This window comes from Streptomyces sp. NPDC005784, assembly GCF_042871525.1.
Lineage (GTDB): Bacteria > Actinomycetota > Actinomycetes > Streptomycetales > Streptomycetaceae > Streptomyces.
On the sequence record NZ_JBIAIQ010000005.1, the window covers coordinates 400,902 to 424,805 of the forward strand.

Consider the following 23,904-nt stretch of genomic DNA (forward strand, 5'->3'; position numbering starts at 1 on the left):
CTATGAGGCAGGAGGACCCGGGAAGTGTTCACCGGAATCGTCGAAGAGCTGGGTGAGGTCACCGCCGTCGAGATGCTCGACGACGCCTCGCGTTTCCGGCTGCGTGGCCCCGTCGTCACGCAGGGCGCGCAGCACGGCGACTCCATCGCCGTCAACGGAGTCTGTCTCACCGTCGTCGAGCACGAAGGCGACGAGTTCACCGCCGACGTCATGGCCGAGACCCTGAACCGTTCCAGCCTCGGCGCCCTCACGGTGGGCTCCCGCGTCAACCTGGAACGGCCGATGGCCGTGGGCGAGCGCCTCGGCGGTCACATCGTGCAGGGACATGTCGACGGCACCGGCGCGGTGATCGAGCGCAAGCCGTCCGACAACTGGGAGATCGTCAAGATCTCGCTGCCCGCCGACCTTTCGCGCTATGTGGTCGAGAAGGGCTCCATCACGGTCGACGGCATCAGCCTGACCGTCGTCGACGCCGGCCCGGACTACTTCACCGTCAGCCTCATCCCCACCACCCTCGATCTGACCACGCTGGGCCGCAAGCAGCCCGGCGATCCGGTCAACCTCGAGGTCGACGTCATCGCCAAGTACGTCGAGCGACTGCTCGGCGCCCGGGGCGAGCAGCCCGCCGGTCCGCCCGGCGTCCAGGGGGCCGGGCGGTGAACTGGCTCAACTCCGAGGCCTTCGTCCTCCTCGACCAGCACATCAAGTGGTCGGACATGATCGGCAACGTGATCGGTCTGATCGCCCTCGCGCTCGGCTGGCGGCGCTCCCTCTGGAGCTGGCCCGTCCAGCTCCTCTCCGGCGTCATCCTCTTCGTCGCCTTCTTCGGCCACCTCACCGGCAGCGCCGGCAAGCAGGTCGTCGTCATCGTCGTCGCCCTGTGGGGCTGGTGGCAGTGGAACCGCGGCGAGGGCAAGGACGGGCGCATCTCCGTACGGTTCGCCAGCTGGCGCGAGCGCGCGTACATGGTGGGCGCCGCGGCGGTGGGCACCCTCGCGGTCAGCGCGCTGTTCCACGCGTACCCGACGCTGTCCTGGGACCCCTGGCCGGACGCCTACATCTTCGTCGGCACGATCGTCGCCATGTACGCGCAGGCCCGCGGCATGGTCGAGTTCTGGTTCGCCTGGCTGCTGGTCGACCTGGTGGGTGTCCCGCTCAACTTCGCCAACGGCTACGCCTTCTCCGGTTTCGTCTACGTCCTGTACGGCGCGCTCGTCCTGTGGGGCCTGCGCGACTGGTGGCTGCGCTCCCGTGAGGCCGGGCAGCCCGTCCTGGAAGGAGCCCCGGCATGACAACGGCGCCGGTTTGGTACAGCACCGGGCACGATCAAGATGCCTCGGACTTCGCGCTCGACCCCGTCGAGCAGGCCATCGCCGACATCGCGGCCGGCCGCCCCATCGTGGTCGTCGACGACGAGGACCGCGAGAACGAGGGAGACCTCGTCGTCGCCGCCGAGATGGCGACCCCCGAGATCGTCGCCTTCATGATGAGCGAGTGCCGCGGGCTGATCTGCGCGCCCATGGAGGGCGACGAACTCGACCGGCTGCGCCTGCCGCAGATGGTCGACGACAACACCGAGTCGATGAAGACCGCGTTCACGGTGTCGGTGGACGCGTCCGCCGCGCACGGGGTGACCACCGGTATCTCGGCCGCCGACCGCGCCGCCACCCTGCGGCTCCTTGCGGACGGCGCCTCGGTGGCCGACGACTTCGTGCGCCCCGGCCACATCTTCCCGCTCCGCGCCCGGCCCGGCGGCGTCCTGGCCCGCAACGGTCACACCGAGGCCGCCGTCGACCTGGCCCGGCTGGCCGGTCTGCGCCCGGCCGGAGCGATCGTCGAGATCGCCGGCGAGGACGGCCGGATGCTGCGGCTCCCCGAGCTGATCCCCTTCGCCCGCAAGCACGGCCTGACGATCATCTCCATCGAGGACCTGATCGCCTACCGCCGCTCCACCGAACGCGCTACGTCGGCCGAGACCGGGGCGGCCCTCGCCGCACCCACCGTCCGCCGCGAGGCCGAGGTCCATCTCCCCACCGCCTTCGGCGAGTTCACCGCGTACGGCTACCGCTCCACGGCTGACGGGGTCGAGCACGTCGCCCTGGTCCTCGGCGAGATCGGCGACGGCGAGGACGTCCTCGTCCGCGTCCACTCCGAGTGCCTCACCGGCGACGTCTTCCACTCGCAGCGGTGCGACTGCGGTCCCCAGCTCCAGACGTCCATGGAGCGCATCCGGACCGAGGGCCGCGGCATCGTGGTCTACCTGCGCGGCCACGAGGGGCGCGGCATCGGCCTGCTCTCCAAGCTCCGCGCGTACGAACTCCAGGAGCGCGGCCGGGACACCCTCGACGCCAACCTGGAACTCGGCCTGCCCGCCGACGCCCGGGACTACGGCGCGAGCGCGCGGATCCTGGAGGACCTCGGCGTCCACAGCCTGCGTCTGCTGACAAACAACCCCGACAAGACCGACGCGCTCGTCCGGTACGGCCTGCGGGTCGCCGGGCGGGAGCCGATGCCCGTGCAGGCGGGCGAGCACAACCTGCGCTACCTGCAGACCAAGCGGGACCGGATGGGACACGACCTGCCCTGGCTCGACGCGACCACCGTGTCGGCCTGCGGGAGCCAGTGACACCGCACGACCGGTACCACCGGCACGACACAGCACCATCGGCAACACAGCACCACCGGTAACACAGGATCATCGGCAATACAGCACAGCGGGACTGAAGGAGAGACGTGAGCGGCAAGGGTGCACCCGAACTGTCCGTACGCAACTGCGGCGACCTGCGGGTCGCGGTCATCGCGGCACAGTGGCACGACAAGGTGATGGACGGTCTCGTCGACGGCGCGCTGCGCGCCCTGCGCGAGCTGGGAATCGACGAGCCGACCCTGCTGCGGGTCCCCGGCAGCTTCGAGCTGCCGGTCGCCGCCAAGGTGCTGGCGGGCCGAGGCTACGACGCGATCGTCGCGCTCGGCGTCGTCATCCGCGGCGGAACCCCCCACTTCGAGTATGTGTGCCAGGGCGTCACCCAGGGCCTCACCCAGGTCTCCATCGACACCGGCGTCCCCATCGGCTTCGGTGTGCTGACCTGTGACACCGAGGAGCAGGCCCTGGACCGCGCGGGCATCGAGGGCTCCAACGAGGACAAGGGGCACGAGGCGGTGACGGCCGCCGTGGCGACGGCGGCCACCCTCCGCTCAGTATCCGAACCCTGGCACTGAGGTACGGCACCGAGCGCGTAGGGTGAGGACCACCATGTCCAATAAGACGTTCGAGGAGCTCTTCACCGAGCTCCAGCACAAGGCCGCCACGGGCGATCCCGCCACTTCGCGTACCGCCGAGCTGGTCGGCAAGGGCGTTCATGCCATCGGCAAGAAGGTCGTCGAAGAGGCCGCAGAGGTCTGGATGGCCGCCGAGTACGAAGGCAAGGACGCCGCCGCCGAGGAAATCTCGCAGCTGCTCTACCACGTCCAGGTGATGATGGTCGCGCGCGGAATCTCCCTCGACGACGTGTACGCGCATCTGTAGGGGCCGGTCTCAGCAGCGCCCCCACCGAGCACGTCCACCCGTCCCACCCACTCCAGAACAACCTCGAGCAAAGGAAGCCGACCTCATGCTGCGCATCGCCGTCCCCAACAAGGGTTCCCTCTCAGGACCTGCGGCGGACATGCTGCATGAGGCCGGCTACCTGCAGCGCCGGGAGTCCAAGGAACTGCGGATCGTCGACCCGGGCAACGAGGTCGAGTTCTTCTACCTCCGCCCCCGAGACATCGCGATCTACGTCTCCTCCGGGCGTCTCGACATCGGCATCACCGGCCGCGACCTCCTGATCGACTCCGGAGCCAGCGCGGAGGAGATCCTCCCGCTCGGCTTCGCCCGCTCCACCTTCCGCTTCGCCGCCAAGCCGGGCACCGCGAACGGCATCGCGGACCTGAACGGCACGACGGTCGCCACCTCCTACGAGGGCATCGTCGCCAAGCACCTCGCCGACCACGGCATCGACGCCTCCGTCGTACACCTCGACGGCGCCGTCGAGACCGCCATCGAACTCGGCGTCGCCGAGGTCATCGCGGACGTCGTCGAGACCGGCACCTCGCTGCGCAACGCCGGCCTGGAGATCTTCGGCGATCCCATCATGAAGTCCGAGGCGATCGTCATCCGCCGCGTCGGAGCCGACCGCACCGAGGACGCCGAGCCCAAGGTGCAGCAGTTCCTGCGCCGGCTCCAGGGCGTCCTGGTCGCGCGGACGTACGTGATGATGGACTACGACTGCCGCGCCGAGCACCTGGAGAAGGCCGTCGCGCTCACTCCCGGCCTGGAGTCGCCGACCATCTCGCCGCTGCACAACGAGGGCTGGGTCGCCGTCCGCGCCATGGTCCCCTCCAAGGAGGCCCAGCGGATCATGGACGACCTGTACGCGCTCGGCGCGCGGGCCATCCTGACCACGGCCATCCACGCCTGCCGGCTCTGACGGGACCCACGGACATGTCGGACCTTCCCTCCCTTCCCATAACCTTCCGCCCGTCCCGTACCCGGGCCGTGCTGCTCACCGCGGGCGCCTCGATCCTTGTGGTCATCACCACGGTCGCGATGCTTCTGGAGCAACTCGGCCCGGGGGAGAAGCTCAGCTTCATCTTCACCGCGGCGCTCCTCTTCGGCGTGCTGGTGCTGCTCTCGCGGCCCAAGGTCGTCGCCGACGAGAGCGGTGTCACCGTCGTCAACATCGTGAGCCGCCGGCACCTGGACTGGGCCGAGATCTTGCAGGTCAACCTGCGTCCCGGCGACCCCTGGGTGTTCCTCGACCTCAGCGACGGCACCAGCCTGGCGGTGCTCGGTATCCAGCCGGGCATCGCCAAACAGCGCGCCATCGAGGACGCCCGCACCCTGCGCGCCCTGGCTTCGGCCCGTGGCATCCGCGAGCCCGACGGGCACCGCGGCGAACATCAGGGATGACTCTCGGCCTTCCACCCTGCCCTGAGAGCCCATGTCTTGATTAATCTGTTGGCGGAGGCGTTTTTCATGACGCCTCCGCCTCCGATGTGCTCCAGCCCTCAGAGGCCCCCTGCTACCCGAGGAGTGACTCCCTCCAGCGATGGACGGATCGTCCTGTAGTACCTGCGCCGCCCCCTTCCGACATAGCGAGGCGGCGGCATGACCATCCCCCTGTTGCTCCTTGGCACGGCGTTCCTGCTGATTCTCGCCAACGGCTTCTTCGTGGCCGCGGAGTTCGGCCTCGTCACGGTCGAACGCCCCGAGGCCGAGAAGGCCGCCGCCGACGGCGACAAGCGCGCCGGTACGGTCGTGGAGTCGCTCAAGGAGCTGTCCTTCCAGCTCTCCGGAACCCAGCTCGGCATCACCATCACCTCGCTCGTCGTCGGCATGCTCGCCGAACCGGCGCTCGCCCAGCTGCTGGACGGCCCGTTCAGGGCGGTCGGGCTGCCCGAGGGCGCGGTGCCCGGCTTCGCCGTGGTGACCGGCATGCTGCTGGCCTCCGCCGTGCAGATGGTGATCGGTGAACTCGTGCCCAAGAACTGGGCGGTGTCCAAGCCGCTCCAGGTGGCCCGCTTCGTCGCCGGCCCTCAGCACGTCTTCTCCCGTCTCTTCCGGCCGGTGATCGCCGCGCTCAACACGGTGGCCAACCGGCTCGTCCGCGCCCTGGGCGTGGAACCCGCCGAGGAGCTGGCCTCCGCCCGCACCCCCGGCGAACTCGTCTCCCTCGCCCGCCACTCGGCCCGGGCGGGCGCCCTGGAGCAGGACACCGCGGACCTCTTCGTCCGCACGATGTCGCTGGCCGACCTCACCGCGCAGCACGTCATGACGCCGCGGGTGAAGGTCAGCGCACTCCAGTCGTCGGCCACCGCCGAGGACGTGGTCAACCTCACCCGTGCCACCGGCCTGTCCCGCTTCCCCGTCTACCGGGAGCGGATCGACGAGATCGTCGGCATGGTGCACCTCAAGGACGCCCTGGCGATCCCCTCACGCGACCGGCTGCGCACCCCCGTCGGCCGGATCGCCCAGACACCGCTGCTCGTCCCGGAGACGCTGCCCGTGCGGCCCCTCCTGGAGCGGCTGCGCAGTGAACAGCCGATCGCCGTCGTCGTCGACGAGTACGGCGGCACGGCCGGCGTGGTCACCCTGGAGGACATCGTCGAGGAACTCGTCGGCGAGGTCCGCGACGAGCACGACGACGTGCTGGGCGAACCGCCCGAGCTCGCGGCCGCTCCCCCCGAGGACGGCAGGCCCGCCTGGGACGCCGACGGCAGTTGCCGGGTGGACATCCTGCAGCGCATAGGCCTCGACGTGCCCGAAGGACCGTACGAGACCGTGGCAGGCCTCGTCGCCGACCTGCTCGGAAGGATCCCGGCCCCCGGCGACAAGGCCGAGCTCCCCGGCTGGCGCCTCGTGGTGCGACAGGTCGGGCACTACCGCGCCGAACGTGTCCGCCTCGTGCGGACCGCGCTCGCCCCGGAGGCCGTCCGATGAGCATGCTCCAACTCCTTTTCGCGGGCCTGCTGGTGCTCGCCAACGGCTTCTTCGTCGGCGCCGAGTTCGCCCTCGTGTCCGTACGGCGCAGCCAGATCGAACCGCTGGGCACCGCACGTTCCCGGCAGGTCCTGTACGGCCTGGAGCGCCTCCCGCAGATGATGGCGGCGGCCCAGTTCGGCATCACCATGTGCTCGCTGACGCTCGGCGCGGTCGCCGAACCCACCGTCGCCCGTCTGCTGGAGCCGCTCTTCGCGGCAGTCCATCTGCCGGACTCGGTGATCCACCCCCTCGGCTATGTGCTCGCGCTCGCCCTCGTCGTCTTCTTCCACCTCGTCATCGGCGAGATGGTCCCGAAGAACCTGGCGATGGCCGCGCCCGAGAAGACAGCCCTGTGGCTCAGCCCCGGACTGGTCGCCTTCGCGCGTGTGTGCCGGCCGGTCACGGTGGGCCTCGGCGCCTGCGCGCGGCTGATCCTCAAGCTGTTCCGGGTCGAGCCCAGGGACGAGGTCGAAGCGGTCTTCACCAGCGAGCAGCTCAACCGGCTCGTCGAGGACTCCGGACTGGCGGGCCTTCTCGACCCCGAGGAACAGGAGCGCCTGGAAGACGCCCTGGAACTCGGCTCCCGCCCGGTCACCGACGTCCTGCTCGACAGCGGCTCGCTGGTCACCGTGGACCCCTCGGTCACCCCGGGCCAGGTCGTCGCGCTCACCGCGCGCACCGGGTACTCCCGATTCCCGGTGGTCGCGGAGAACGGCGCCTTCATGGGCTGCTATCTGCATGTGAAGGACGTCCTCGACCTGGAGGAGTCCGAGCGTGCGGTCCCGCAGCAGATGTGGCGCCCGATGACCACCCTGCGGTCCGAACTCCCCCTGGACGACGCCCTCACCGTGATGCGCCGCGCCGCCACCCACCTCGCCCAGGTCGCCGACGCGTCCGGCAAGGTCCTCGGCCTCGTGACGCTGGAGGACGTACTGGAGTTGCTGGTCGGCGAGGTGCGGGACCCCGCGCACCGCAACGTCGCGCCGGTACGGGTCGCGGAAGCGCGCCCCAGCCAGGCACCGGAGGAGGCGCTGGCGAGCTGACCGTGAGCGTCGGCCCCGGGTTCCCGGCGGCCGTGCGACCCGTCACGGTCGTACGGCTCCGGCGGAACCGGGGCCTTCTCACATCGCCGAGGGATCCTGCGGGCCGCGTCCCGACAGGACCTCCCCGTAGGCCTGCATGAGGTCCGGCAGACGCAAGGTCGACAGGTCGTCGCGCGACGGTGTGCCGGGGTATCCCGACAGCCGCAGATCGCGGTACGCGCAGCTCTTCTCGTACAGGGTGCGCAGGAAGCGGCCGTTGCCGAGTTCGTCGATCCAGCCCTGGTCGACGACGTGTCCGGCGATCGAACGCAGCTCGTCCAGCGCCTCCTCGTCCCAGATGTCGCCGTTCTCGGCCGCCAGCACCTCACCGATGGAGGTCAGTTCGAGGGGGCGGTAGGAGGGGAAGTCCACGCGGCTGGTGAAGCGCGAGGAGAGGCCGGGGTTGGCGGCGAGCAGGCGGTCCATGCCCTCGGGGTATCCGGCGAGGATGACGACCAGGTGGTCGCGGTTGTCCTCGGCCCGCTTCAGCAGCACCTGGAGGGCTTCGTCGCCGTACGCGTCCCCCTTGCCGTAGCCGGAGTTGGACAGCGAGTACGCCTCGTCCACGAACAGCACCCCGCCGATCGCCGAGTCGATCAGCTCGTTGGCCTTCACGGCGGTCTGGCCGAGGTACTCGCCGACCAGGTCGGCGCGCTGGGCCTCGACCAGATGGTCGCCGCCGAGCAGCCCGAGCGCGTAGAAGACCCGGCCGAGAATGCGGGCCACCGTGGTCTTGCCGGTGCCGGAGGGGCCGGAGAAGACGAAGTGCCGTTTCGGCGGCTGCACCGGCAGGCCCTGTCCGGTGCGCAGCCTGGCCATGTTCAACTGCGCCGACAACGCCTTGACCTGTCGCTTGACGGGCTCCAGGCCAACCATGCGCTCCAGCTCGGCGAGCGCCTCTTCGAGTAAGGCGGGGTCGGTCGGTCCCGCGGGCATCGGCTGCACCGGCACCACGGCCTTCTCCCGGAAGCCGTCGGTCTGGGCGGGCAGCCCGCCGGGCGGCGAGGGATCGGGCTCCGAGAGCCTCAGGTCGCGCCCCTCGGAGCCGAACAGCGGATCCATGCCGTCCGGGCCCTCCAGCACGTCCTGCCCTATCCCGGCGAGCGTGATGGCCGCGAGATCGGCCGCGGCGTCGTCGTACCCGTCCCCCTCGGAGATGGCCGCGAGCCGCGCCGAGGTGTCCATGAAGGAGGGGTCGACCCGGTGCACCGCCCGGTACAGGGGCAGCGCGGCGGCGGACCGCCCGGTGCCCTCGTGGGCGCGGGCCAGCCAGTACCGCAGCTCCTTGCGCTGCGGCTGTTCGCTGCGGCAGCGCATCAGCGCGGACGACAGCAGCGGCTCGGCCTGCCCGTACATCTCCAGCCGGACCCGCGCCATGCCGCCGAACAGTCCGGCCTCTATGCCGAGCATGGGATCGTTGATCAGCGGATCGGTGTGCCGCACCAACTGCTCCCAGTCCTTGACCAGATAGGCGCGGCACGCGTGCAGGAACCGAACCTGGTGGTCCGCGTCGACCGGTGGCAGGCCGGCCAACGCCCGGTCCAATTCGGGGACATGACGTCCGTCGAGCCAGTGCGAGGCGTGCGCGAGCAGCAGGTCGCGCGGACTCTCCAGCACCGGCTGAACCCACCAGCCCAGCCAGTACCAGGAGTTGAGGGTGCGCCGGTGGCGGGAGCGCTGTTCGCCGAAGCGGTCCCGGTGCCGGAACATCCGCAGCAGCGCGGTCGTCGTGTCCACCCGTAGCGCGTGCAGTCCGAGCCAGCCGTCCGCCATACCGGGGTCCATCCGGACCGCGGCGCGGAACTCCTCCTCCGCCTGCGGGTAGGCGCCCATCGTGTAGGCGTCCACACCCCGCAGCCAGGCGAGGTCGGCCGGGGCCTCGGGGCCCTGCGTGCCGAAGTCCATCACGTCCCCCACAAACCGTGCCCCCGATGGTCGGGGAGTGCCTCGCGGATCAGGACACCCCCCTTGCCGCCGGGCCGGTGCCCGTCGGCAGCTCTGGTCGAACGACTGTGCCGCGGACGGGAGTTGAAGCGGTGCGGCAGAGCAGCCGTCCGAAGGTCGCACCGAGAGGCATCGTACCTGCGGTTCATGGGCCTGCCGAAGGGTGCCGCACACCCCGTTCCACGAGGTGGGAGCAGATGGGGCGCACTGGAGACGGTGACCCAGGGTGAGCGAATCACGGCCGGTGGCGTCCGGAAAGAGAGGATGTGGGCAGAACGAAGCCCCCGATCACGGGGGAACAACCGGGGGCTTCGCGACTGCGGGGCGGCTCCCGAAGGCCGCTCCTTCAGAACGTAAGACCTGTACGGCCCCCTGGTCAAGCAGAGTTGAGCGACTGAGGCAACTTCTCTGGAGTGGCTCTTCACAACTTCAGCGCACTGCGGATGGTCCATCACGGTGAGTGATGAACTGGTCCGGTCCAGACGTCCCAACGGGCCCCGGAAGCACCTCGTATCCCTCAGGACACTGCCGCACCACATGGTCCGCGAACGGTCGTGTGGGGTCCTCGGCGAAGTGCCGGCGCTCGGCGCGGACCCATTCGGCCCAGAAGCCGCTCTGTGCCTCTCCGTCCCGTCGCCGCCCCCGCGCCCAGGCCTCCTCGTGCGGCAGCTCCATCCACAGCAGTCGCGCGAGCCACGGGCGCAACACGCGACGTCCCGCGCCGACGCCCTCCAGCAGCACCACGGGCGCGGCCGGCAGCTCACGGACCGGTCCGGACTCCCGGGCGGTCCAGTCGTACGGGGCGTAGCGTGCCGTCTCGCCGCGCCCGAACGGCTCGATCACCTGGCTGAGCAGGCGCCCGGTCCAGCCGAAGAGCTCCTCGTGGGTGGCGATGTCGTCGAGGTGCAGTACGGGTGCGCCGCCCAGAGCCGTCGCCAGTTCTCCGGTGAACGTGGTCTTTCCGGAGCCCGCGTGGCCGTCCACGCCGATCAGGCGGACGGGACCGCAGGACGGCGCCAGCCGGCGCAGTCGCGAGGCGAGGTCGTGAATGGGGCTTCCCGGGGTGAGGTGCGAGGTGGGCATGGGCCTGGCGAACATTCTATCGAGGCGCCGTTCGCGGCGGATCCACAGGTTCAGGGTAGTGCCGCATTGAACCATTCATTGAACAATCCTCAAGAAGTTCGGGGGCTTGCTCCAAAAGTTCCCGACCCTGCGGAACCAGGTATTTCAGATAGGGCGTTCCGGTACTCCGGGATGCTGAGTAGGGTTCCTGTTGCGCAACGGCGAGGCGTCGTATGGGGATGGACAGGGGAAGATGGCCGCGGGCTTATTCGAGGGGCAGTATGTGTGGCATCCGGCGGCCGACGACCGCAGACTTGCGAGCGTCTGCATGGATGTCCGGGCCGGCCGCTATCTGAGCGCCCACGAAGCCCTGTCGGAGACCCGCGCCGACTTCGGATTACGGGCCCATCGTTCCCTGGTCCTCGCCTCCGAGGCCGCCGACTCAGACCTCGCCGAACGCTGGCTGGCCGAGGAGCAGACCCCGGAGTCCGCGCTGATGTGGGCCCGCGTGGCCGTGCTGCGGGCGTTACGCGCGGCCGACGCCAAGGACGACCGGGCCGAGGCCCTGGAACGCATAGCGCTGACCGCCTGCGACCGGGCCGCCGTGATGGACCGCGCCGATCCCACGCCCTGGGTCGCCCGGCTGTCCATGGCCCGGCTGCACGACCTGCGTGACCCCGCCCCGCAGGGGCTGCTGACCCAGCCGCCCGGCCCCTGGCGCCTGTTCTCGCACATCCTCCGCCTCGACCCGTGGAACCGGGAGGGGCATCACCGGTTCCTGGCGTTCTTCTTCGCGCGCTACGGCGGCTCCGTGAACGCCGCCTGGGACGTCGCCGCCTTCCTGAGCCAGCGTGCTCCCGCCACCTCGTCGCTGCGGCTGCTGCCGCTGGTGGCCCTGGTGGAGGGCTACAACCCCACACAGCTGCTGGTCGACCGCACCTGGGAGCAGCCGCAGTGGCGTTCCACGGCGCTCGCGATCTACCAGAACTGGCTGCCGGCGGCGTCCGGGTACCGCTTCACGCCCGTGCTCGACCTGGCGTATCTGGCGCACGCGCTGTTCATGGCGCAGCGCGAGTTCGAGGCGCGCGCGGTCCTGATGGCCATGGGGCCGTACGCCTGCCGCATGCCGTGGAGCGTCTTCGGCGAACCCGAGGAGCAGCTCTCCCGCGCCCGCCGCGCCTGCGGCCTTCCCGTGCCGGGGGCTGGCTGACCGGCCGTCCTCCCTCCCCGACGTCCTGAACCACCCCGAGAGAAAGGTCAGTTGTGTCAGAACGGATATCGCCCCCACGACAGAGAACCGGCGCCGGAAACGATTCCGTCGCCTTCGACGACGACGCGACGCTTCACGCGATGGGGTATCCGCGAAAACTCACCCGCCGATTCCAGGCGTTCGACAATTTCGCGATCTCCTTCACCATCATCAACATCATTTCGGGTATTTTCTCGTCCTTCGGATTCGGACTGAATGCCGGCGGCCCGCGCATTCTCGTGTTCGGCTGGATCGGCGTCTCCGTGATGGTGCTCTTCATCGGCGCCGCGATGGCGGAAGTCGCCTCCGCCTACCCGACCAGCGGGGCGCTCTATTTCTCCGCCGGTAAGCTCGCCAAACGGCACAAGGGCGCCTGGTCCTGGTACACGGGGTGGCTGAATTTCGTGGGTCAGGTGGGCGGCACGGCCGCCACCGGATACGCGGCCGCCACCTTCATCCAGGCGTTCGTCGCACTGCAGTGGCACTCGTACGAGCCGACCGCCGAGCAGACGGTCCTGATCACGGCGCTCATCATCGTGCTCCAGGGTTTGGCCAATACCTACACCGTGCAGCTGGTCGCCCTGCTCAACCGGATCTCCGTGTGGTGGCTGCTGGTCGGGCTCGTAGTGATCGTGAGCACACTCATCGTGATGCCCGACGACCATCAGTCGGTCTCGTTCGTCACGCATTTCGCGAACAACACCGGTTTCACGAACGGGATTTACGGCGGGATGCTCGGCCTGCTGGTCACCAGCTGGACCTTCACCGGCTTCGACGGCAGCTTCCACATGTCCGAGGAAACGGTGCGGGCCACGGTCAACGCACCGAAGGGGATCACCCGTTCGATCGGCTATTCGGCGATCACCGGGCTCATCCTGATGCTTGCCCTTGTGTACAGCATTCATGATTATGACCAGGTCGCCGGCTCCTCGGCGCCGCCCGTGCAGATTCTCATCGACGGACTTGGCATGGGCATGGCAAAGTTCATTCTGCTCATCGTGATCGGATCCATGCTCTTCTGCGGGCTGGCCAACCTGACCAGCAACACCCGCCAGATCTTCGCCTTCTCCCGGGACGGCGCGATGCCGGGCTCCCGCTGGTGGCACTCCGTCTCGCCGCGCACCCGGACACCCGTCAAGGCCGTCTGGCTGGCCGTCGCCTGCTCCCTGGCCCTCGTCCTGCCCGCCTGGTGGTCGCACACCGCCTTCACCGCCATCGTCAGCGTCAACGTCGTCGGACTCTTCCTTGCCTACGCCGTGCCGATCTTCCTGCGGCTGCGGCTCGGCGACGAGTTCCAGCCCGGCCCCTGGAACCTGGGCCGCTGGAGCAAGCCCGTCGGCTGGGTGGCCGTGATCTGGATCCTCGCCAGCAGTGTGCTCTTCATGCTGCCCCAGTTCTCCCCGATCACCGGGGACAACTTCAACTACGCCTCGATCGCCCTGGCCGTGGTGCTGATCGTCGCGACGGTGTGGTGGTTCGCCACGGCGCGCCGCCGTTTCCAGGGCCCCGTCAGCTACGGCCGCCCCGACGAGGTCGCCGCCATGGACCTCGTCTGATCATCCGTCCGCCTCGGCCCCGGTATCCGCCGGGGCCGAGGCGTCCCAGGTCATGCCAGTGGTCCCGACCAATATTGGTGGGCGTGGCACAGGCCGAAGTGCTGGCAGAAGTCGGCCCCCGGCGTACATAGTTGGCGCACAACAGAGCATTGGGCCCGCCCGTTCCGGACACCTGGGGGTTCTCCACCCATGAGCAGAGCCGAACAGCCGTCCCGCAGAATCGTCCTGGCCGCCGCGGTCGCCGCGGCGGCGGTGGGGGCCGCGGGCCCGACGGCCGCCGCCGCCCCGGCCCGCCGGACCAGGGCGCCCGGCGGACTTGTCGACAACCACGCCTGGACCTCGCACAGCGACTGGCGCGCCGGCAGCGCACACGGCACGCGGGCCGTGCGGGGCGCGCGCCCCGGCCTGGTGATCGCCGCCCCGGCCGGCACCACGGACTACACCGACCCGCACACCGGCAAGACCGCCACCTGGGAGTACGCGACCTGGACCTCGCCGGTCCACCGGCTCGCCGTCCCCTCCACGGAGGCCATCGCCTCCTGGAACGCGCACACCCCGGCCGGCACCTGGCTCCAGGTCGAGCTGACCGGCACGTACTCCGACGGCACGGACACCCCCTGGTACGTGATGGGCCGCTGGGCCTCCGGCGACCAGGACATCAGGCGCACCTCCGTGGACGACCAGACCGACGGCCGCAGCACGATCTGGACGGACACCTTCTCCATCGACGACGCCGCCTCCGGCCTGCGCCTCGTCTCGTACCGGCTGCGCCTGACCCTCTACCGCACTCCGGGCTCCAGGATCACGCCCACCGTGTGGCGGCTCGGCGCCATGGGCTCCGACATCCCGGACCGCTTCACGGTCCCGGCCTCGACCCCGGGTCTCGCCCAGGAGCTGAAGGTTCCGCGCTATTCGCAGGAGATCCACGCCGGTCAGTACCCCGAGTACGACAACGGCGGTGAGGCCTGGTGCAGCCCCACCTCCTCGCAGATGATCATCGAGTACTGGGGGCGCAGGCCCACCGCCGAGCAGCTCGCCTGGGTCGACCCCGCGTACACCGACCCACAGGTGTGCCTCGCGGCCCGCTCCACCTACGACTACCAGTACACCGGCTGCGGCAACTGGCCCTTCAACGCCGCCTACGCGTCGACGTACAAGGACCTCCAGGGCGTGGTGACCCGGCTCGGTTCGCTCACCGACCTGGAGACGCTGATCGCCGCCGGCATCCCGGCCATAACGTCCCAGTCGTTCCTCAAGACCGAGCTGACGGGCGCGGGTTACGGCACCTCGGGCCACCTCATGACGGTCATAGGGTTCACCGCGGACGGCGACGTGATCGCCAACGACCCGGCGTCGCCCGGCGACGACGCGGTGCGCAGGGTCTACAAGCGCTCCGAGTGGGAAAACATCTGGCTGCGGACCAAGCGCTACAACGCCTCCGGGAAGGTCGTCTCCGGAACCGGCGGGGTCTGCTACCTGTACTTCCCGGCGCATCCCTCGGCGCGGCAGCGCAAGGCGCTCGCGGCGGTGGGCGTCCGGTGATCCGAGGGGCGGCCCCCGAGCCGGTGGGGGCCGCCCGCCTGTCCTGAACGCGCCCATCGGGGACCGATCGGCGGCCGTCCGCGGGCGGGTGACGAGACCCACACGCGGTGCCTGCCCGCTGGAATCCAGCGGGATCCGAAGCCGGTCGAGGCGCGGACGTGACCCAGCTCTCTACCGGGGAGAGCGGCTCCGGTGGCAAGGTGGTCGGGTCGGGTGGGGAGCCGACGGGAGGCGGGGGACGCCACCGCACCACTACGTCAGCGAGATGCCATGACCGCGAGCTCCGCCACCGCCCCTCGTCTCCGCGCCCGCACCGGCGGCCCCAAGGACGACGGCCCCAAGATCCTCGAACACGTCCTCGGCTGGACCTTCGTGGTGGTCGTGGCGATGCTGGTGACGCAGCTCGGTCTGCTCTGAGGCGGTAGGCCTCAGGGCCGCCCATCGCGCCCCAATGAGCGGTCGCCATGGTTCTGTCATACTGCGCATGTTCCGTCGGCAGTTGGAGACCAGGGCCGAAATTGAATAATAGTCAACAGCGTGACGTCGGCCGCCCCCGGGCGCGGGGCACCGACCGCTCACTGGCGCGCCGCGCCGAACTCATCGCCATCGGGCGGAAGTTGTTCGCCGACACGTCGTACGACGCACTGTCGATGGATGACATCGCACGTCAGGCGCATGTCGCCAAGGGGCTGATCTACTACTACTTCAAGTCCAAGCGCGGCTACTACCTCGCCATCGTGGAGGACTCGGTCGCGGATCTGGTCTCCCGGGCCGCCGACGGTGTGGAGCTGCCTCCGGTGGAGCGGGTCCAGCGCACGATCGACGGCTATCTCCGCTACGCCGAGCACAACCAGGCCGCCTACCGCACGATCATCGCCGGTGGCGTGGGCTTCGACACCGAAGTGCAGGCGATACGCGAGGGTGTGCGCGAGGCCATCGTCGCGACGATCGCCGAAGGGGCGTACGGCAGGGGCAGGATCGGACCGCTGCCGCGCATCGCCCTGCTCGGCTGGCTGCACAGTGTGGAGGGGGCCACCCTCGACTGGATCGGCCACCCGGCGCTGCCGCGCGACATGATGCGCGAACTGCTGGTGAAGATGTTGGGGGGCACGATGCGCGCTGTCGAGGAACTCGACCCCTCCTATGCGGCCCCGCCCGACGCCCGGCGGGACAACTGAGGGAACAGTATGAGGACTAGACCACGCTGTCAATGGTTCGGACCAATTCCCCGTCCCGTCGGCAGGTGGTCGACCTCCGATGCGGGTGTGCCTCCGTTCGGGCGTACTCCCGGCGCCACGGCCGCTGGTCGACCGATTCCGTGATCCGGACCGGGAGCATCGGCTGGGCCAGGTGAGACCCGGCGCCGCTCCACCCGGGTGGGCGTTCGCCGATGTGCCCGAACAGGGAGGAGCGGCGCCGTGCCCGATCGCGCCCCGCAGCCGGTGGACCGTCAACTGCCCACGGACGAGGCGCGGGATCTGATCGCGCTCGTCCGCGACATCACGCGGCGCGAGATCGACCCGAAGGCGGCCGAGGAGGAGGACGCCGGACGCTTTCCGCGCGAGGTCTTCGGGCTGCTCTCGGAATCCGGGCTGCTCGGACTGCCGTACGAGGTGGGCCTCGGTGGCGGTGGCCAGCCGTACGAGGTCTACCTCCAGGTCCTCGAAGAGCTCGCCATGGCCCGCCTCACCGTGGGCCTCGGCGTCAGCGTCCACACCCTGGCCTGCCACGCCCTGGCGAACTACGGCACCGAGGCGCAGCGGGCCGAGCAGCTGCCCGCGATGCTCGGCGGCGGCCTCCTCGGCGCGTACTGCCTCTCCGAACCGTCCTCGGGTTCCGACGCCGCCTCGCTGCGGACGAAGGCGGTGCGGCAGGGGGACGACTGGGTGATCACCGGCACCAAGGCATGGACCACGCACGGCGGGGTGGCCGACTTCTACACCGTGTTCGCGCGCACCGGCGTCGAGGGTTCGCGCGGCATCACGGCCTTTCTCGTACCCGGTGACGCCGAGGGGCTGAGGGCTTCGCCGCCCGAGAGGAAGATGGGCATGAAGGGTTCACCGACCGCGCAGGTCCACTTCGGCGGGGTGCGGGTCGCCGACGGCCGACGCCTCGGTGGCGAGGGCCAGGGCTTCGCGATCGCTCTGTCGGCGCTCGACTCCGGGCGGCTCGGGATCGCGGCGTGCGCGACCGGCGTGGCCCAGGCCGCGCTGGACGAGGCCGTCGCGTACGCCACGGGGCGGCGCCAGTTCGGGCGGCGGATCTCGGACTTCCAGGGCCTGCGCTTCATGCTCGCCGACATGGCCACCCGGATCGAGGCCGGCCGCGCGCTCTGCCTGGCCGCGGCACGGCTGCGCGACACGGGCCGGCCCTTCTCCAAGCAGGCGGCCATGGCGAAACTGCTGTGCACGGACGGAGCCATGAAGGTCACCACGGACGCCGTCCAGGTCCTGGGCGGATACGGGTACACCGCCGACTTCCCGGCCGAGCGGTACATGCGCGAGGCGAAGGCCCTTCAGATCGTCGAGGGCACCAATCAGATCCAGCGCATGGTCATCGCGCGCCACCTCGTGGGTCCCGAGGCGCGCTGACGTCGGCGCGCGCGTCCCGGTGGGCGCCGAACTCGCCCCGCGGGTCCGCAGCCACGCCGAACTCGCCCCGCGCATCGGTGCTCACGCCGAACTCGTTGCGCGGGTCCCGGGACGCGTTGAACTGCCCCTCGCCGTGCGGGTCCCGGCCCGGGACGAAGCGCGCCTCCCCCCGCGGTTCCGTGATCGCGCCGAACTGCCCGTACCCGTACATCACCGAGGGCGCCGCCAGACGCACCCACTCGGGGTCGTGGCGGCCCGGCAGCGTGCGGCCGCGGTCGGCCCAGGTGCGCATCAGGGCGCGGTAGATGGGCGGATCCTGGACCGGCGGGGGTGGCGGTGGCGGCGGTGCCCAGTGAACCGATTCCGCCGGAGCCGGGACGAGGATCCGGCGTCGGCGCCCGGTCGCGGAAGGTGTGGGGCTCATGCCGGGGCAACGCTCGGGCGGGCGGACAGGTCACCCGCCCGCGGAATCGGGCGTGCGTTCGCGACGGGACCCCTGCGGGATCCGCGCAGGAGCGCGCTGTCTGGTCCTCGGCCCATATCTGACGTACCGTCAATTCCGCCGCCGGGGGCCGTGCCCCTCCGGGCGACGTCAAATGCCGAGCGCCCTGGGAGGCTTGACGTGAACGACGACCGCCCCGTCCCCCTCGACGAGTACCCCGTGCACCAGATCCCGCTGTCCATGAAGCATGTCGCCGGCGGCGACCGCAACGCCTACGACCGCTGCATCTTCCACGTCCTCGACCACCAGGGCCGGGCCCTGCTGATCCTCGGCCTCGGCGTCTATCCGAACGTCGGCGTGATCGACGCGTACGCCACACTGCGCCTCGGCGACGCGCTGCACGCCGTCCGGGCCTCCGACGCGCGCGGCGACGACCGGACGAACCTGGCCGTGGGGCCCCTGAGGATCACCGTCGAGGAGCCGCTGCGCAGGCTGCGGCTGCGCTCGGTCGACGACTCCCTGGCGTACGACATCACCTGGACCGCCGACTTCCCGGCCCTGTGGGAGCCGCACCACGTTCAGCGGCGCGGCGGCCGGCTCACCCTGGAGGGCCGCCGCTTCGTACAGGCGGGCGGGGTCGAGGGCGTCATACGCGTCGGCGGCGACGAGATACCCGTTGGCCCGGGGGAGTGGACCGGCACCCGGGACCGCAGCTGGGGGGTGCGCCCGATCCCGGGGGAGGAGGGTGGCCGCCTCGCCGCCGAGAACCCGACCGAGGGATTCCACTGGATCTGGTGCCCGGTGCGCTTCGAGGACCGCTTCCTGATGGTCGTCGTCCAGGAGGACGCCGACGGATACCGCTCACTGGGCGACGCGACCCTCGTGCGCGACGGCGAGCGGGACCTCCAACTCGGCTGGCCCCAGGCGGACATCACCTACCGCTCGGGCACCCGTCAGCCCACCTCCGCCGTTTTCCACCTCACCCGGTCCGTGGACCGCAAGCCGCTGGAGCTGGGGGTGGAGGTGCTGGCCTCGTCCCCGCTCGCGGTCGGTGCGGGGTATCCGCCCGCCGACGACTGGCAGCACGGCACCTGGCGGGGCCGCGGCTGGACGGACCACCGCGTCTACGACCTCTCCGATCCGGCCGCCCATCCCCTCGCCCGCTACGGGGTGACCGACCACGCCGCCCGCTTCACCCTCGACGGGCAGGTCGGGTACGGGATCTTCGAGCACGGCTCGTTCGGCCGCCACGATCCGAGCGGCTTCACCGGGTTCGACTCGGTCGCGCCCTGAGAGGAGTGGCGAGATGGCCACGGCACCCCGCCCGCGTACGACCACCCGTGACCCCGAGGAACTCGCGCGCGGGCTGACCGCCTGGCTGGGCACCCGTCTCCCGGGCGCCGAGGTGGTGAACGTGACAGTCCCCGAGTCCAACGGCCTGTCCAGCGAGACCCTGCTGTTCGACATCGAACACCCCGAACCACCGCTGCGCGCGTGCGCGTTGAGACTGGCGGCGGACCCGGGCGCGTACACCGTGTTCCCCGTCTACGACATGGCGCGGCAGTACCGCACGATGCGTCTGGTCGGCGAGCGCAGCGATCTGCCGGTGCCGCGCGTGCGATGGCTGGAGGAGGACCCCGGGCCGCTCGGGGCACCGTTCTTCGTGATGGAACGCGTCGCCGGGCGCGTACCCCCGGACGTCATGCCCTATACGTACGAAGGCAATTGGCTGCACGCGGCGAGCGATCTCGAACGCGAGCACCTGGAGGCGGCCTCGATCGCGCTCCTCGCCCGACTCCACGACCAAGTCCCCCTCAAGGAAGCGGACTTCCTCGCCCTGCCCGGAGACGGCAGCCCGCTGCGCCGGCATGTCGCGGCCCAACGCGCCTACTACGCGTGGGTGACCGACGGGCGGTCGCGTTCACCGCTCATCGAGAGCGCTTTCGACCGACTGGAGACCCTGTGGCCGGGCGACGAGGGCGAAGCGGTGCTCAACTGGGGCGACGCGCGCATCGGGAACGTCATCTACGACGGCTTCGACCCCGTCGCGGTGCTCGACTGGGAGATGGCGGCGCAGGCCCCGCGCGAGGTCGACCTCGGCTGGACCGTCTACCTCCACCGCTTCTTCCAGGACCTGACCACGGGCTTCGGACAGCCGGGGCTGCCCGGTTTCCTGCGCCGCGACCGCGTCGAGGCCCGCTACGCCCGCCTCACCGGCCACACACCCCGCGACATGGACTTCTACACGCTGTACGCCGCCCTGCGGCACGCGATCGTCATGCTGCGCATCGCCTACCGCCAGGCGCACTTCGGCGAGGTGAGCGTCCCCCCGGACCCGGACACGCTGATCCTGCACCACGGCAGCCTGCGGGCCATGGTGCAGGGCAGCTACTGGGACGAACCGGGCGTCGGGCGCTGAGCGCGCCGACCGGTCAGGCCGCGCGCCGCATCTCGGGAACGCGCAGCGGCCGCGAGCCCGGCCCGCCCACGTGGGAGAACGGCTGCGTCCGCCAGTCGAGACCCTGAGGGAGCGTCAACAGCAGGGCCGTGTCCTGCTCCTGGAGTTCCGCGGTCTCGTCCGCGGGCCGCGCTTCGCCGGCCGTGCGGCCCGTGCCCGAGCAGACCGTGAGCCCGAACGGGTTCCACGGGGAGGCGCACAGCGCGTGCTCCGGCAGGACTTCCTCGTCCGCCAGCAGCGCGATCGGCTGCGCGCAGTCCGGGCAGATCACCCGGTACATCTCGAAAGTGTCGTACGCGTCGAACTCGTCGCCGTCCAGGGCGTCGGATTCGACACCCTCCGGCTCGAACTCGAGGACGGACTGCTGCCGCTTGGGTGCGGTACGACCAGGGCGCTTAAGACTCTGCATGGGATTCTCCCCCTCGGGTGGGCCGACAAGGCGCTGCGACCTCGACCACAGCAAGCACTTCCCGTCCCGTCTCTGCGGTAATCACGTGAACATCACGGACCCGGTTGCATCCATGTGTCGTTCGTCACATGCCGCCCGCAGGTGCCTGGCCCGGTGGAATTTCTCCGCCGGGTGGCGCGCGACTGACTCTAAGCCACATCACAAAGCGGGTATGACCTGCACCGCTGAGGTATCCCGCGGGATCGGCGGCCCTGTAGGTTCTTGCGCCATGGAGGAGCTGGACCGACAGATCGTGCAGCTGCTCGTCGCAGACGGGCGGATGAGTTACACCGACCTTGGCAAGGCCACGGGCCTGTCCACGTCCGCCGTGCACCAGCGGGTGCGTCGGCTGGAGCAGCGTGGCGTCATCCGGGGCTACGCCGCGGTCGTGGACTCGGAGTCCATCGGGCTGCCCCTGACCGCCTTCATCTCGGTGAAGCCGTTCGACCCCAGCGCCCCCGACGACATCGCCGAACGCCTCGCGGGCGTCCCGGAGATCGAGGCCTGCCACAGCGTTGCGGGCGACGAGAACTACATCCTCAAGGTGCGTGTCTCCACCCCGCACGAACTCGAGGAACTCCTCGGGCGGTTGCGAGCGCTCGCGGGCGTGTCGACGCGGACCACGGTCGTCCTGTCGACACCGTACGAATCCCGCCCGCCGCGCATCTGACCGACCGGCCCGCCCGCCCCGTACGGTGACCGCCCCGCCCGGGTTGCCGGACGGGCCCGTCCGCGCGGCCGTGCAGGCCAGGGGTGGCGGTCGCGCAGGCTCAACGGCGCGGTGACGCCGGTCCGTCCGGGCGGCGCCGCACAGGTTCGTCCGCGCGATCACGCGAACCCGTCCGGGAGGTCACGCCGGTCCGTCCACGCGGCCGCGCGGGCCCGTCTCGCGATCACGGAGGTCCTTCCGGGCGGCTCGCACGTCCGCCCAGTCGCTCACGCGGGTCGTCCGGACGGGCAGGCGGACCCGCCACGCCGCCGCACCGACCCCACCCGGGCGACGGCCGGCCGCCGGGAGGCGCGAGACTGTTCCCATGAGTGAGAGCACCGTCCCGTCGGAAACCGTGCTGCTGCGCGGTGGAGAAGTCCACAGCCCCGCCGACCCCTTCGCCACCGCCATGGTCGTGGAACGCGGGCAAGTCGCCTGGGTCGGCTCGGAAGGGGCCGCCGACGCCTTCGCCGAGGGGGTCGACGAGGTCGTGGACCTCGAAGGCGCCCTGGTCACCCCGGCGTTCACCGACGCGCATGTGCACACCACCGCCACCGGGCTCGCGCTCACCGGCCTCGACCTCTCCGACGCGCCGTCCCTGGACGCGACCCTCGCCCTCGTACGCGACTTCGCCGCCGCCCGTCCGGCCGACCCGGTGCTGCTCGGCCACGGCTGGGACGCGGCCCGCTGGCCCGGCGGCCGCCCCCCGACCCGTGCCGAACTCGATCAGGCTACCGGCGGGCGTCCGCTCTACCTCTCCCGCATCGACGTGCACTCCGCGGTGGCCACCAGCGCGCTCCTGGACCTGGTCCCCGGTGTCACGGCGCGTGCCGGGTACGCGCCCGACGGTCCGCTGACCCGTGACGCCCACCACGCCGTGCGCGCCGCGGCCCTCGGTGCGGTCGGTGGCGAGCAGCGCACCGAGGCCCAGCGTGCCGCGCTCGCCCACGCCGCCTCGCTCGGTATCGGCTCCGTGCACGAGTGCGCGGGCCCCGAGATCTCCTCCGAGGACGACTTCACCGGCTTGCTCAGGCTCGCCGGCGAGGAGCCCGGACCGAGGGTCGTGGGCTACTGGGCCGACCGCGATGTCGACAAGGCACGTGCTCTCGGCGCCCTCGGCGCGGCCGGCGACCTCTTCGTCGACGGCTCCCTCGGCTCGCACACCGCCTGCCTGCACGAGCCGTACCTCGACGCCGACCACACCGGCGTCGTCCACCTCGACGCCGACGCCGTCACCGCGCATGTGGTGGCCTGCACCGAGGCGGGCCTCCAGGCGGGCTTCCACGCCATCGGGGACGCCGCGGTGGCCTCCGTGGTCGAGGGCGTCCGCGCCGCCGCCGAGAAGGTCGGCCTGACCCGCGTGCGGGCCGCCCGGCACCGCGTCGAGCACGCCGAGATGCTCACCCCCGAGACCGTCGCGGGCTTCGCCGAACTCGGCCTCACCGCTTCCGTGCAGCCCGCGTTCGACGCGCTGTGGGGCGGCGAGGACGGCATGTACGCCCAGCGCCTGGGCGCCGAACGGGCCCGCACGCTCAACCCGTTCGCGGCCCTGCTGCGCGCCGGTGTGCCGCTGGCCTTCGGCTCCGACAGCCCCGTCACCCCGCTCGATCCCTGGGGCACCGTCCGTGCCGCGGCCTTCCACCGGACGCCGGAGCACCGGGTGTCCGTGCGCGCCGCCTTCACGGCCCATACGCGGGGCGGCTGGCGGGCCGTCGGACGGGACGACGGGGGCATCCTGGTGCCGGGCGCGCCCGCCGACTACGCCGTGTGGCGCACCGGCCATCTCGTCGTGCAGGCCCCCGACGACCGGGTCGCGCGCTGGTCCACCGACCCCCGCTCCGGCACTCCCGGGCTGCCTGACCTGACCCCCGGCAACGACCTGCCCGTCTGCCTGCGCACCGTGGTCGGCGGACGGACGGTATTCGTACGGCCTAACGAGTGATGTCCCGGGGGACCAGGGCCGCGTTCAGGGCCCGGAACCCCGTTGCTCGACCTGCGCGTCCGCGGCGCTGACCAGGGCTTTGTCGGAATAGGCGCAGATCAAGCCAGTGTTGACAGCTGGCCGCAGGGGGCGGGTAGGTTCGGCCGGGTCCACCACCGGACGGCCGACCGGGGAACTTCCGCGCGGCCTCGCAGCGCCGCTGGGTCAGGGGTGGTGTGCCGCACCGGCGCACCGCCACTGGGAGCCAGGCCCAGCGCCGGCGCCGCGAGGCGAGCGAACGTTCCGACAAGTCGGCAGGTGTGACCCGGGTGGGGCCCGGACGTTCAGTAGACAACGGCTTTCGGTCGACCCGCAGC

The 23,904-nt window shown here is 70.8% G+C and carries 23 protein-coding genes; 19 read left to right on the forward strand and 4 right to left on the reverse strand.

The window, feature by feature from the left end:
* The first annotated feature begins 24 nt into the window (after nt 1–24).
* The 9 genes from ACFYR3_RS12160 to ACFYR3_RS12200 all read left to right on the forward strand — a co-directional run bounded on the left by ACFYR3_RS12160 (nt 25) and on the right by ACFYR3_RS12200 (nt 7,566).
* The gene (locus ACFYR3_RS12160; protein ID WP_355839453.1) at nt 25–660 is read left to right on the forward strand and encodes a riboflavin synthase; all 636 of its coding nucleotides are present in this window, start codon (nt 25–27) and stop codon (nt 658–660) included.
* The gene (locus tag ACFYR3_RS12165) at nt 657–1,292 is read left to right on the forward strand and encodes a nicotinamide mononucleotide transporter family protein (protein WP_355839451.1); all 636 of its coding nucleotides are present in this window, start codon (nt 657–659) and stop codon (nt 1,290–1,292) included. The genes ACFYR3_RS12160 and ACFYR3_RS12165 overlap by 4 nt, the downstream gene beginning before the upstream one ends.
* Complete coding sequence (locus ACFYR3_RS12170; RefSeq protein WP_355839449.1) at nt 1,289–2,626, forward strand: bifunctional 3,4-dihydroxy-2-butanone-4-phosphate synthase/GTP cyclohydrolase II; 1,338 nt, start codon at nt 1,289–1,291, stop codon at nt 2,624–2,626. The genes ACFYR3_RS12165 and ACFYR3_RS12170 overlap by 4 nt, the downstream gene beginning before the upstream one ends.
* A gap of 107 nt (nt 2,627–2,733) precedes the next feature.
* Nucleotides 2,734–3,219, forward strand: coding sequence for a 6,7-dimethyl-8-ribityllumazine synthase (ribH, locus tag ACFYR3_RS12175; RefSeq protein ID WP_151468514.1), 486 nt, complete (start codon nt 2,734–2,736; stop codon nt 3,217–3,219).
* A gap of 34 nt (nt 3,220–3,253) precedes the next feature.
* Entirely contained in the window at nt 3,254–3,526 is a 273-nt protein-coding gene (locus tag ACFYR3_RS12180) for a phosphoribosyl-ATP diphosphatase (protein WP_030038616.1), read from the forward strand.
* A gap of 85 nt (nt 3,527–3,611) precedes the next feature.
* On the forward strand, nt 3,612–4,469 hold the full coding sequence (gene hisG, locus ACFYR3_RS12185; RefSeq protein ID WP_355839447.1) for an ATP phosphoribosyltransferase: 858 nt from the start codon (nt 3,612–3,614) through the stop codon (nt 4,467–4,469).
* A gap of 14 nt (nt 4,470–4,483) precedes the next feature.
* On the forward strand, nt 4,484–4,951 hold the full coding sequence (locus ACFYR3_RS12190; protein ID WP_355839445.1) for a PH domain-containing protein: 468 nt from the start codon (nt 4,484–4,486) through the stop codon (nt 4,949–4,951).
* Between the two features lie 198 nt (nt 4,952–5,149).
* On the forward strand, nt 5,150–6,481 hold the full coding sequence (locus ACFYR3_RS12195) for a hemolysin family protein (protein ID WP_355839443.1): 1,332 nt from the start codon (nt 5,150–5,152) through the stop codon (nt 6,479–6,481).
* On the forward strand, nt 6,478–7,566 hold the full coding sequence (locus ACFYR3_RS12200) for a hemolysin family protein (RefSeq protein WP_355839441.1): 1,089 nt from the start codon (nt 6,478–6,480) through the stop codon (nt 7,564–7,566). The genes ACFYR3_RS12195 and ACFYR3_RS12200 overlap by 4 nt, the downstream gene beginning before the upstream one ends.
* A gap of 78 nt (nt 7,567–7,644) precedes the next feature.
* Here the strand turns inward: ACFYR3_RS12200 and ACFYR3_RS12205 are convergent, their stop codons facing one another.
* Together ACFYR3_RS12205 and ACFYR3_RS12210 are read right to left on the reverse strand one after the other, a co-directional pair.
* Nucleotides 7,645–9,510 (reverse strand): AAA family ATPase, encoded by a 1,866-nt coding sequence (locus ACFYR3_RS12205; RefSeq protein ID WP_389282664.1) that lies wholly within the window; start codon nt 9,508–9,510, stop codon nt 7,645–7,647.
* A gap of 468 nt (nt 9,511–9,978) precedes the next feature.
* On the reverse strand, nt 9,979–10,632 hold the full coding sequence (locus ACFYR3_RS12210; protein ID WP_389282666.1) for a uridine kinase: 654 nt from the start codon (nt 10,630–10,632) through the stop codon (nt 9,979–9,981).
* 232 nt (nt 10,633–10,864) lie between these two features.
* Between ACFYR3_RS12210 and ACFYR3_RS12215 the strand changes: the two genes are divergently transcribed.
* The 6 genes from ACFYR3_RS12215 (at nt 10,865) to ACFYR3_RS12240 (ending at nt 17,549) form a co-directional block, all read left to right on the forward strand.
* The gene (locus ACFYR3_RS12215) at nt 10,865–11,821 is read left to right on the forward strand and encodes a hypothetical protein (RefSeq protein ID WP_355839435.1); all 957 of its coding nucleotides are present in this window, start codon (nt 10,865–10,867) and stop codon (nt 11,819–11,821) included.
* A gap of 53 nt (nt 11,822–11,874) precedes the next feature.
* Nucleotides 11,875–13,416 (forward strand): amino acid permease, encoded by a 1,542-nt coding sequence (locus ACFYR3_RS12220; protein ID WP_355839433.1) that lies wholly within the window; start codon nt 11,875–11,877, stop codon nt 13,414–13,416.
* 189 nt (nt 13,417–13,605) lie between these two features.
* Nucleotides 13,606–14,958: a peptidase C39 family protein gene (locus ACFYR3_RS12225; RefSeq protein WP_355839431.1), complete on the forward strand. Its 1,353-nt coding sequence runs from the start codon at nt 13,606–13,608 to the stop codon at nt 14,956–14,958.
* A gap of 270 nt (nt 14,959–15,228) precedes the next feature.
* Nucleotides 15,229–15,375 carry an SCO1431 family membrane protein gene (locus tag ACFYR3_RS12230; protein WP_355839429.1) on the forward strand — a complete coding sequence of 49 codons (147 nt, stop codon included), beginning with the start codon at nt 15,229–15,231 and terminating at the stop codon, nt 15,373–15,375.
* A 101-nt stretch (nt 15,376–15,476) separates the two neighbouring features.
* Complete coding sequence (locus tag ACFYR3_RS12235) at nt 15,477–16,136, forward strand: TetR/AcrR family transcriptional regulator (protein ID WP_356783139.1); 660 nt, start codon at nt 15,477–15,479, stop codon at nt 16,134–16,136.
* 240 nt (nt 16,137–16,376) lie between these two features.
* Nucleotides 16,377–17,549: an acyl-CoA dehydrogenase family protein gene (locus ACFYR3_RS12240; protein ID WP_355839425.1), complete on the forward strand. Its 1,173-nt coding sequence runs from the start codon at nt 16,377–16,379 to the stop codon at nt 17,547–17,549.
* On the opposite strand, the gene ACFYR3_RS12245 is transcribed toward ACFYR3_RS12240, so the two are convergent.
* The gene (locus ACFYR3_RS12245) at nt 17,512–17,973 is read right to left on the reverse strand and encodes a hypothetical protein (protein WP_355839423.1); all 462 of its coding nucleotides are present in this window, start codon (nt 17,971–17,973) and stop codon (nt 17,512–17,514) included. The genes ACFYR3_RS12240 and ACFYR3_RS12245 overlap by 38 nt on opposite strands.
* A gap of 198 nt (nt 17,974–18,171) precedes the next feature.
* Here ACFYR3_RS12245 and ACFYR3_RS12250 point away from each other — a divergent pair, with 198 nt between their 5' ends.
* A complete protein-coding gene (locus ACFYR3_RS12250) occupies nt 18,172–19,284 on the forward strand; it encodes a hypothetical protein (protein ID WP_389282669.1) in 1,113 nt (370 codons plus the stop codon).
* Between the two features lie 13 nt (nt 19,285–19,297).
* Nucleotides 19,298–20,410, forward strand: coding sequence for a phosphotransferase family protein (locus ACFYR3_RS12255; RefSeq protein ID WP_389282671.1), 1,113 nt, complete (start codon nt 19,298–19,300; stop codon nt 20,408–20,410).
* Nucleotides 20,411–20,423: 13 nt separating this feature from the next.
* Here the strand turns inward: ACFYR3_RS12255 and ACFYR3_RS12260 are convergent, their stop codons facing one another.
* Complete coding sequence (locus tag ACFYR3_RS12260; protein WP_355839418.1) at nt 20,424–20,858, reverse strand: hypothetical protein; 435 nt, start codon at nt 20,856–20,858, stop codon at nt 20,424–20,426.
* A 268-nt stretch (nt 20,859–21,126) separates the two neighbouring features.
* Between ACFYR3_RS12260 and ACFYR3_RS12265 the strand changes: the two genes are divergently transcribed.
* Nucleotides 21,127–21,567 carry an Lrp/AsnC family transcriptional regulator gene (locus tag ACFYR3_RS12265; RefSeq protein ID WP_355839416.1) on the forward strand — a complete coding sequence of 147 codons (441 nt, stop codon included), beginning with the start codon at nt 21,127–21,129 and terminating at the stop codon, nt 21,565–21,567.
* A 364-nt stretch (nt 21,568–21,931) separates the two neighbouring features.
* The gene (locus ACFYR3_RS12270; RefSeq protein WP_389282674.1) at nt 21,932–23,548 is read left to right on the forward strand and encodes an amidohydrolase; all 1,617 of its coding nucleotides are present in this window, start codon (nt 21,932–21,934) and stop codon (nt 23,546–23,548) included.
* The last annotated feature ends 356 nt before the right edge of the window (nt 23,549–23,904 follow it).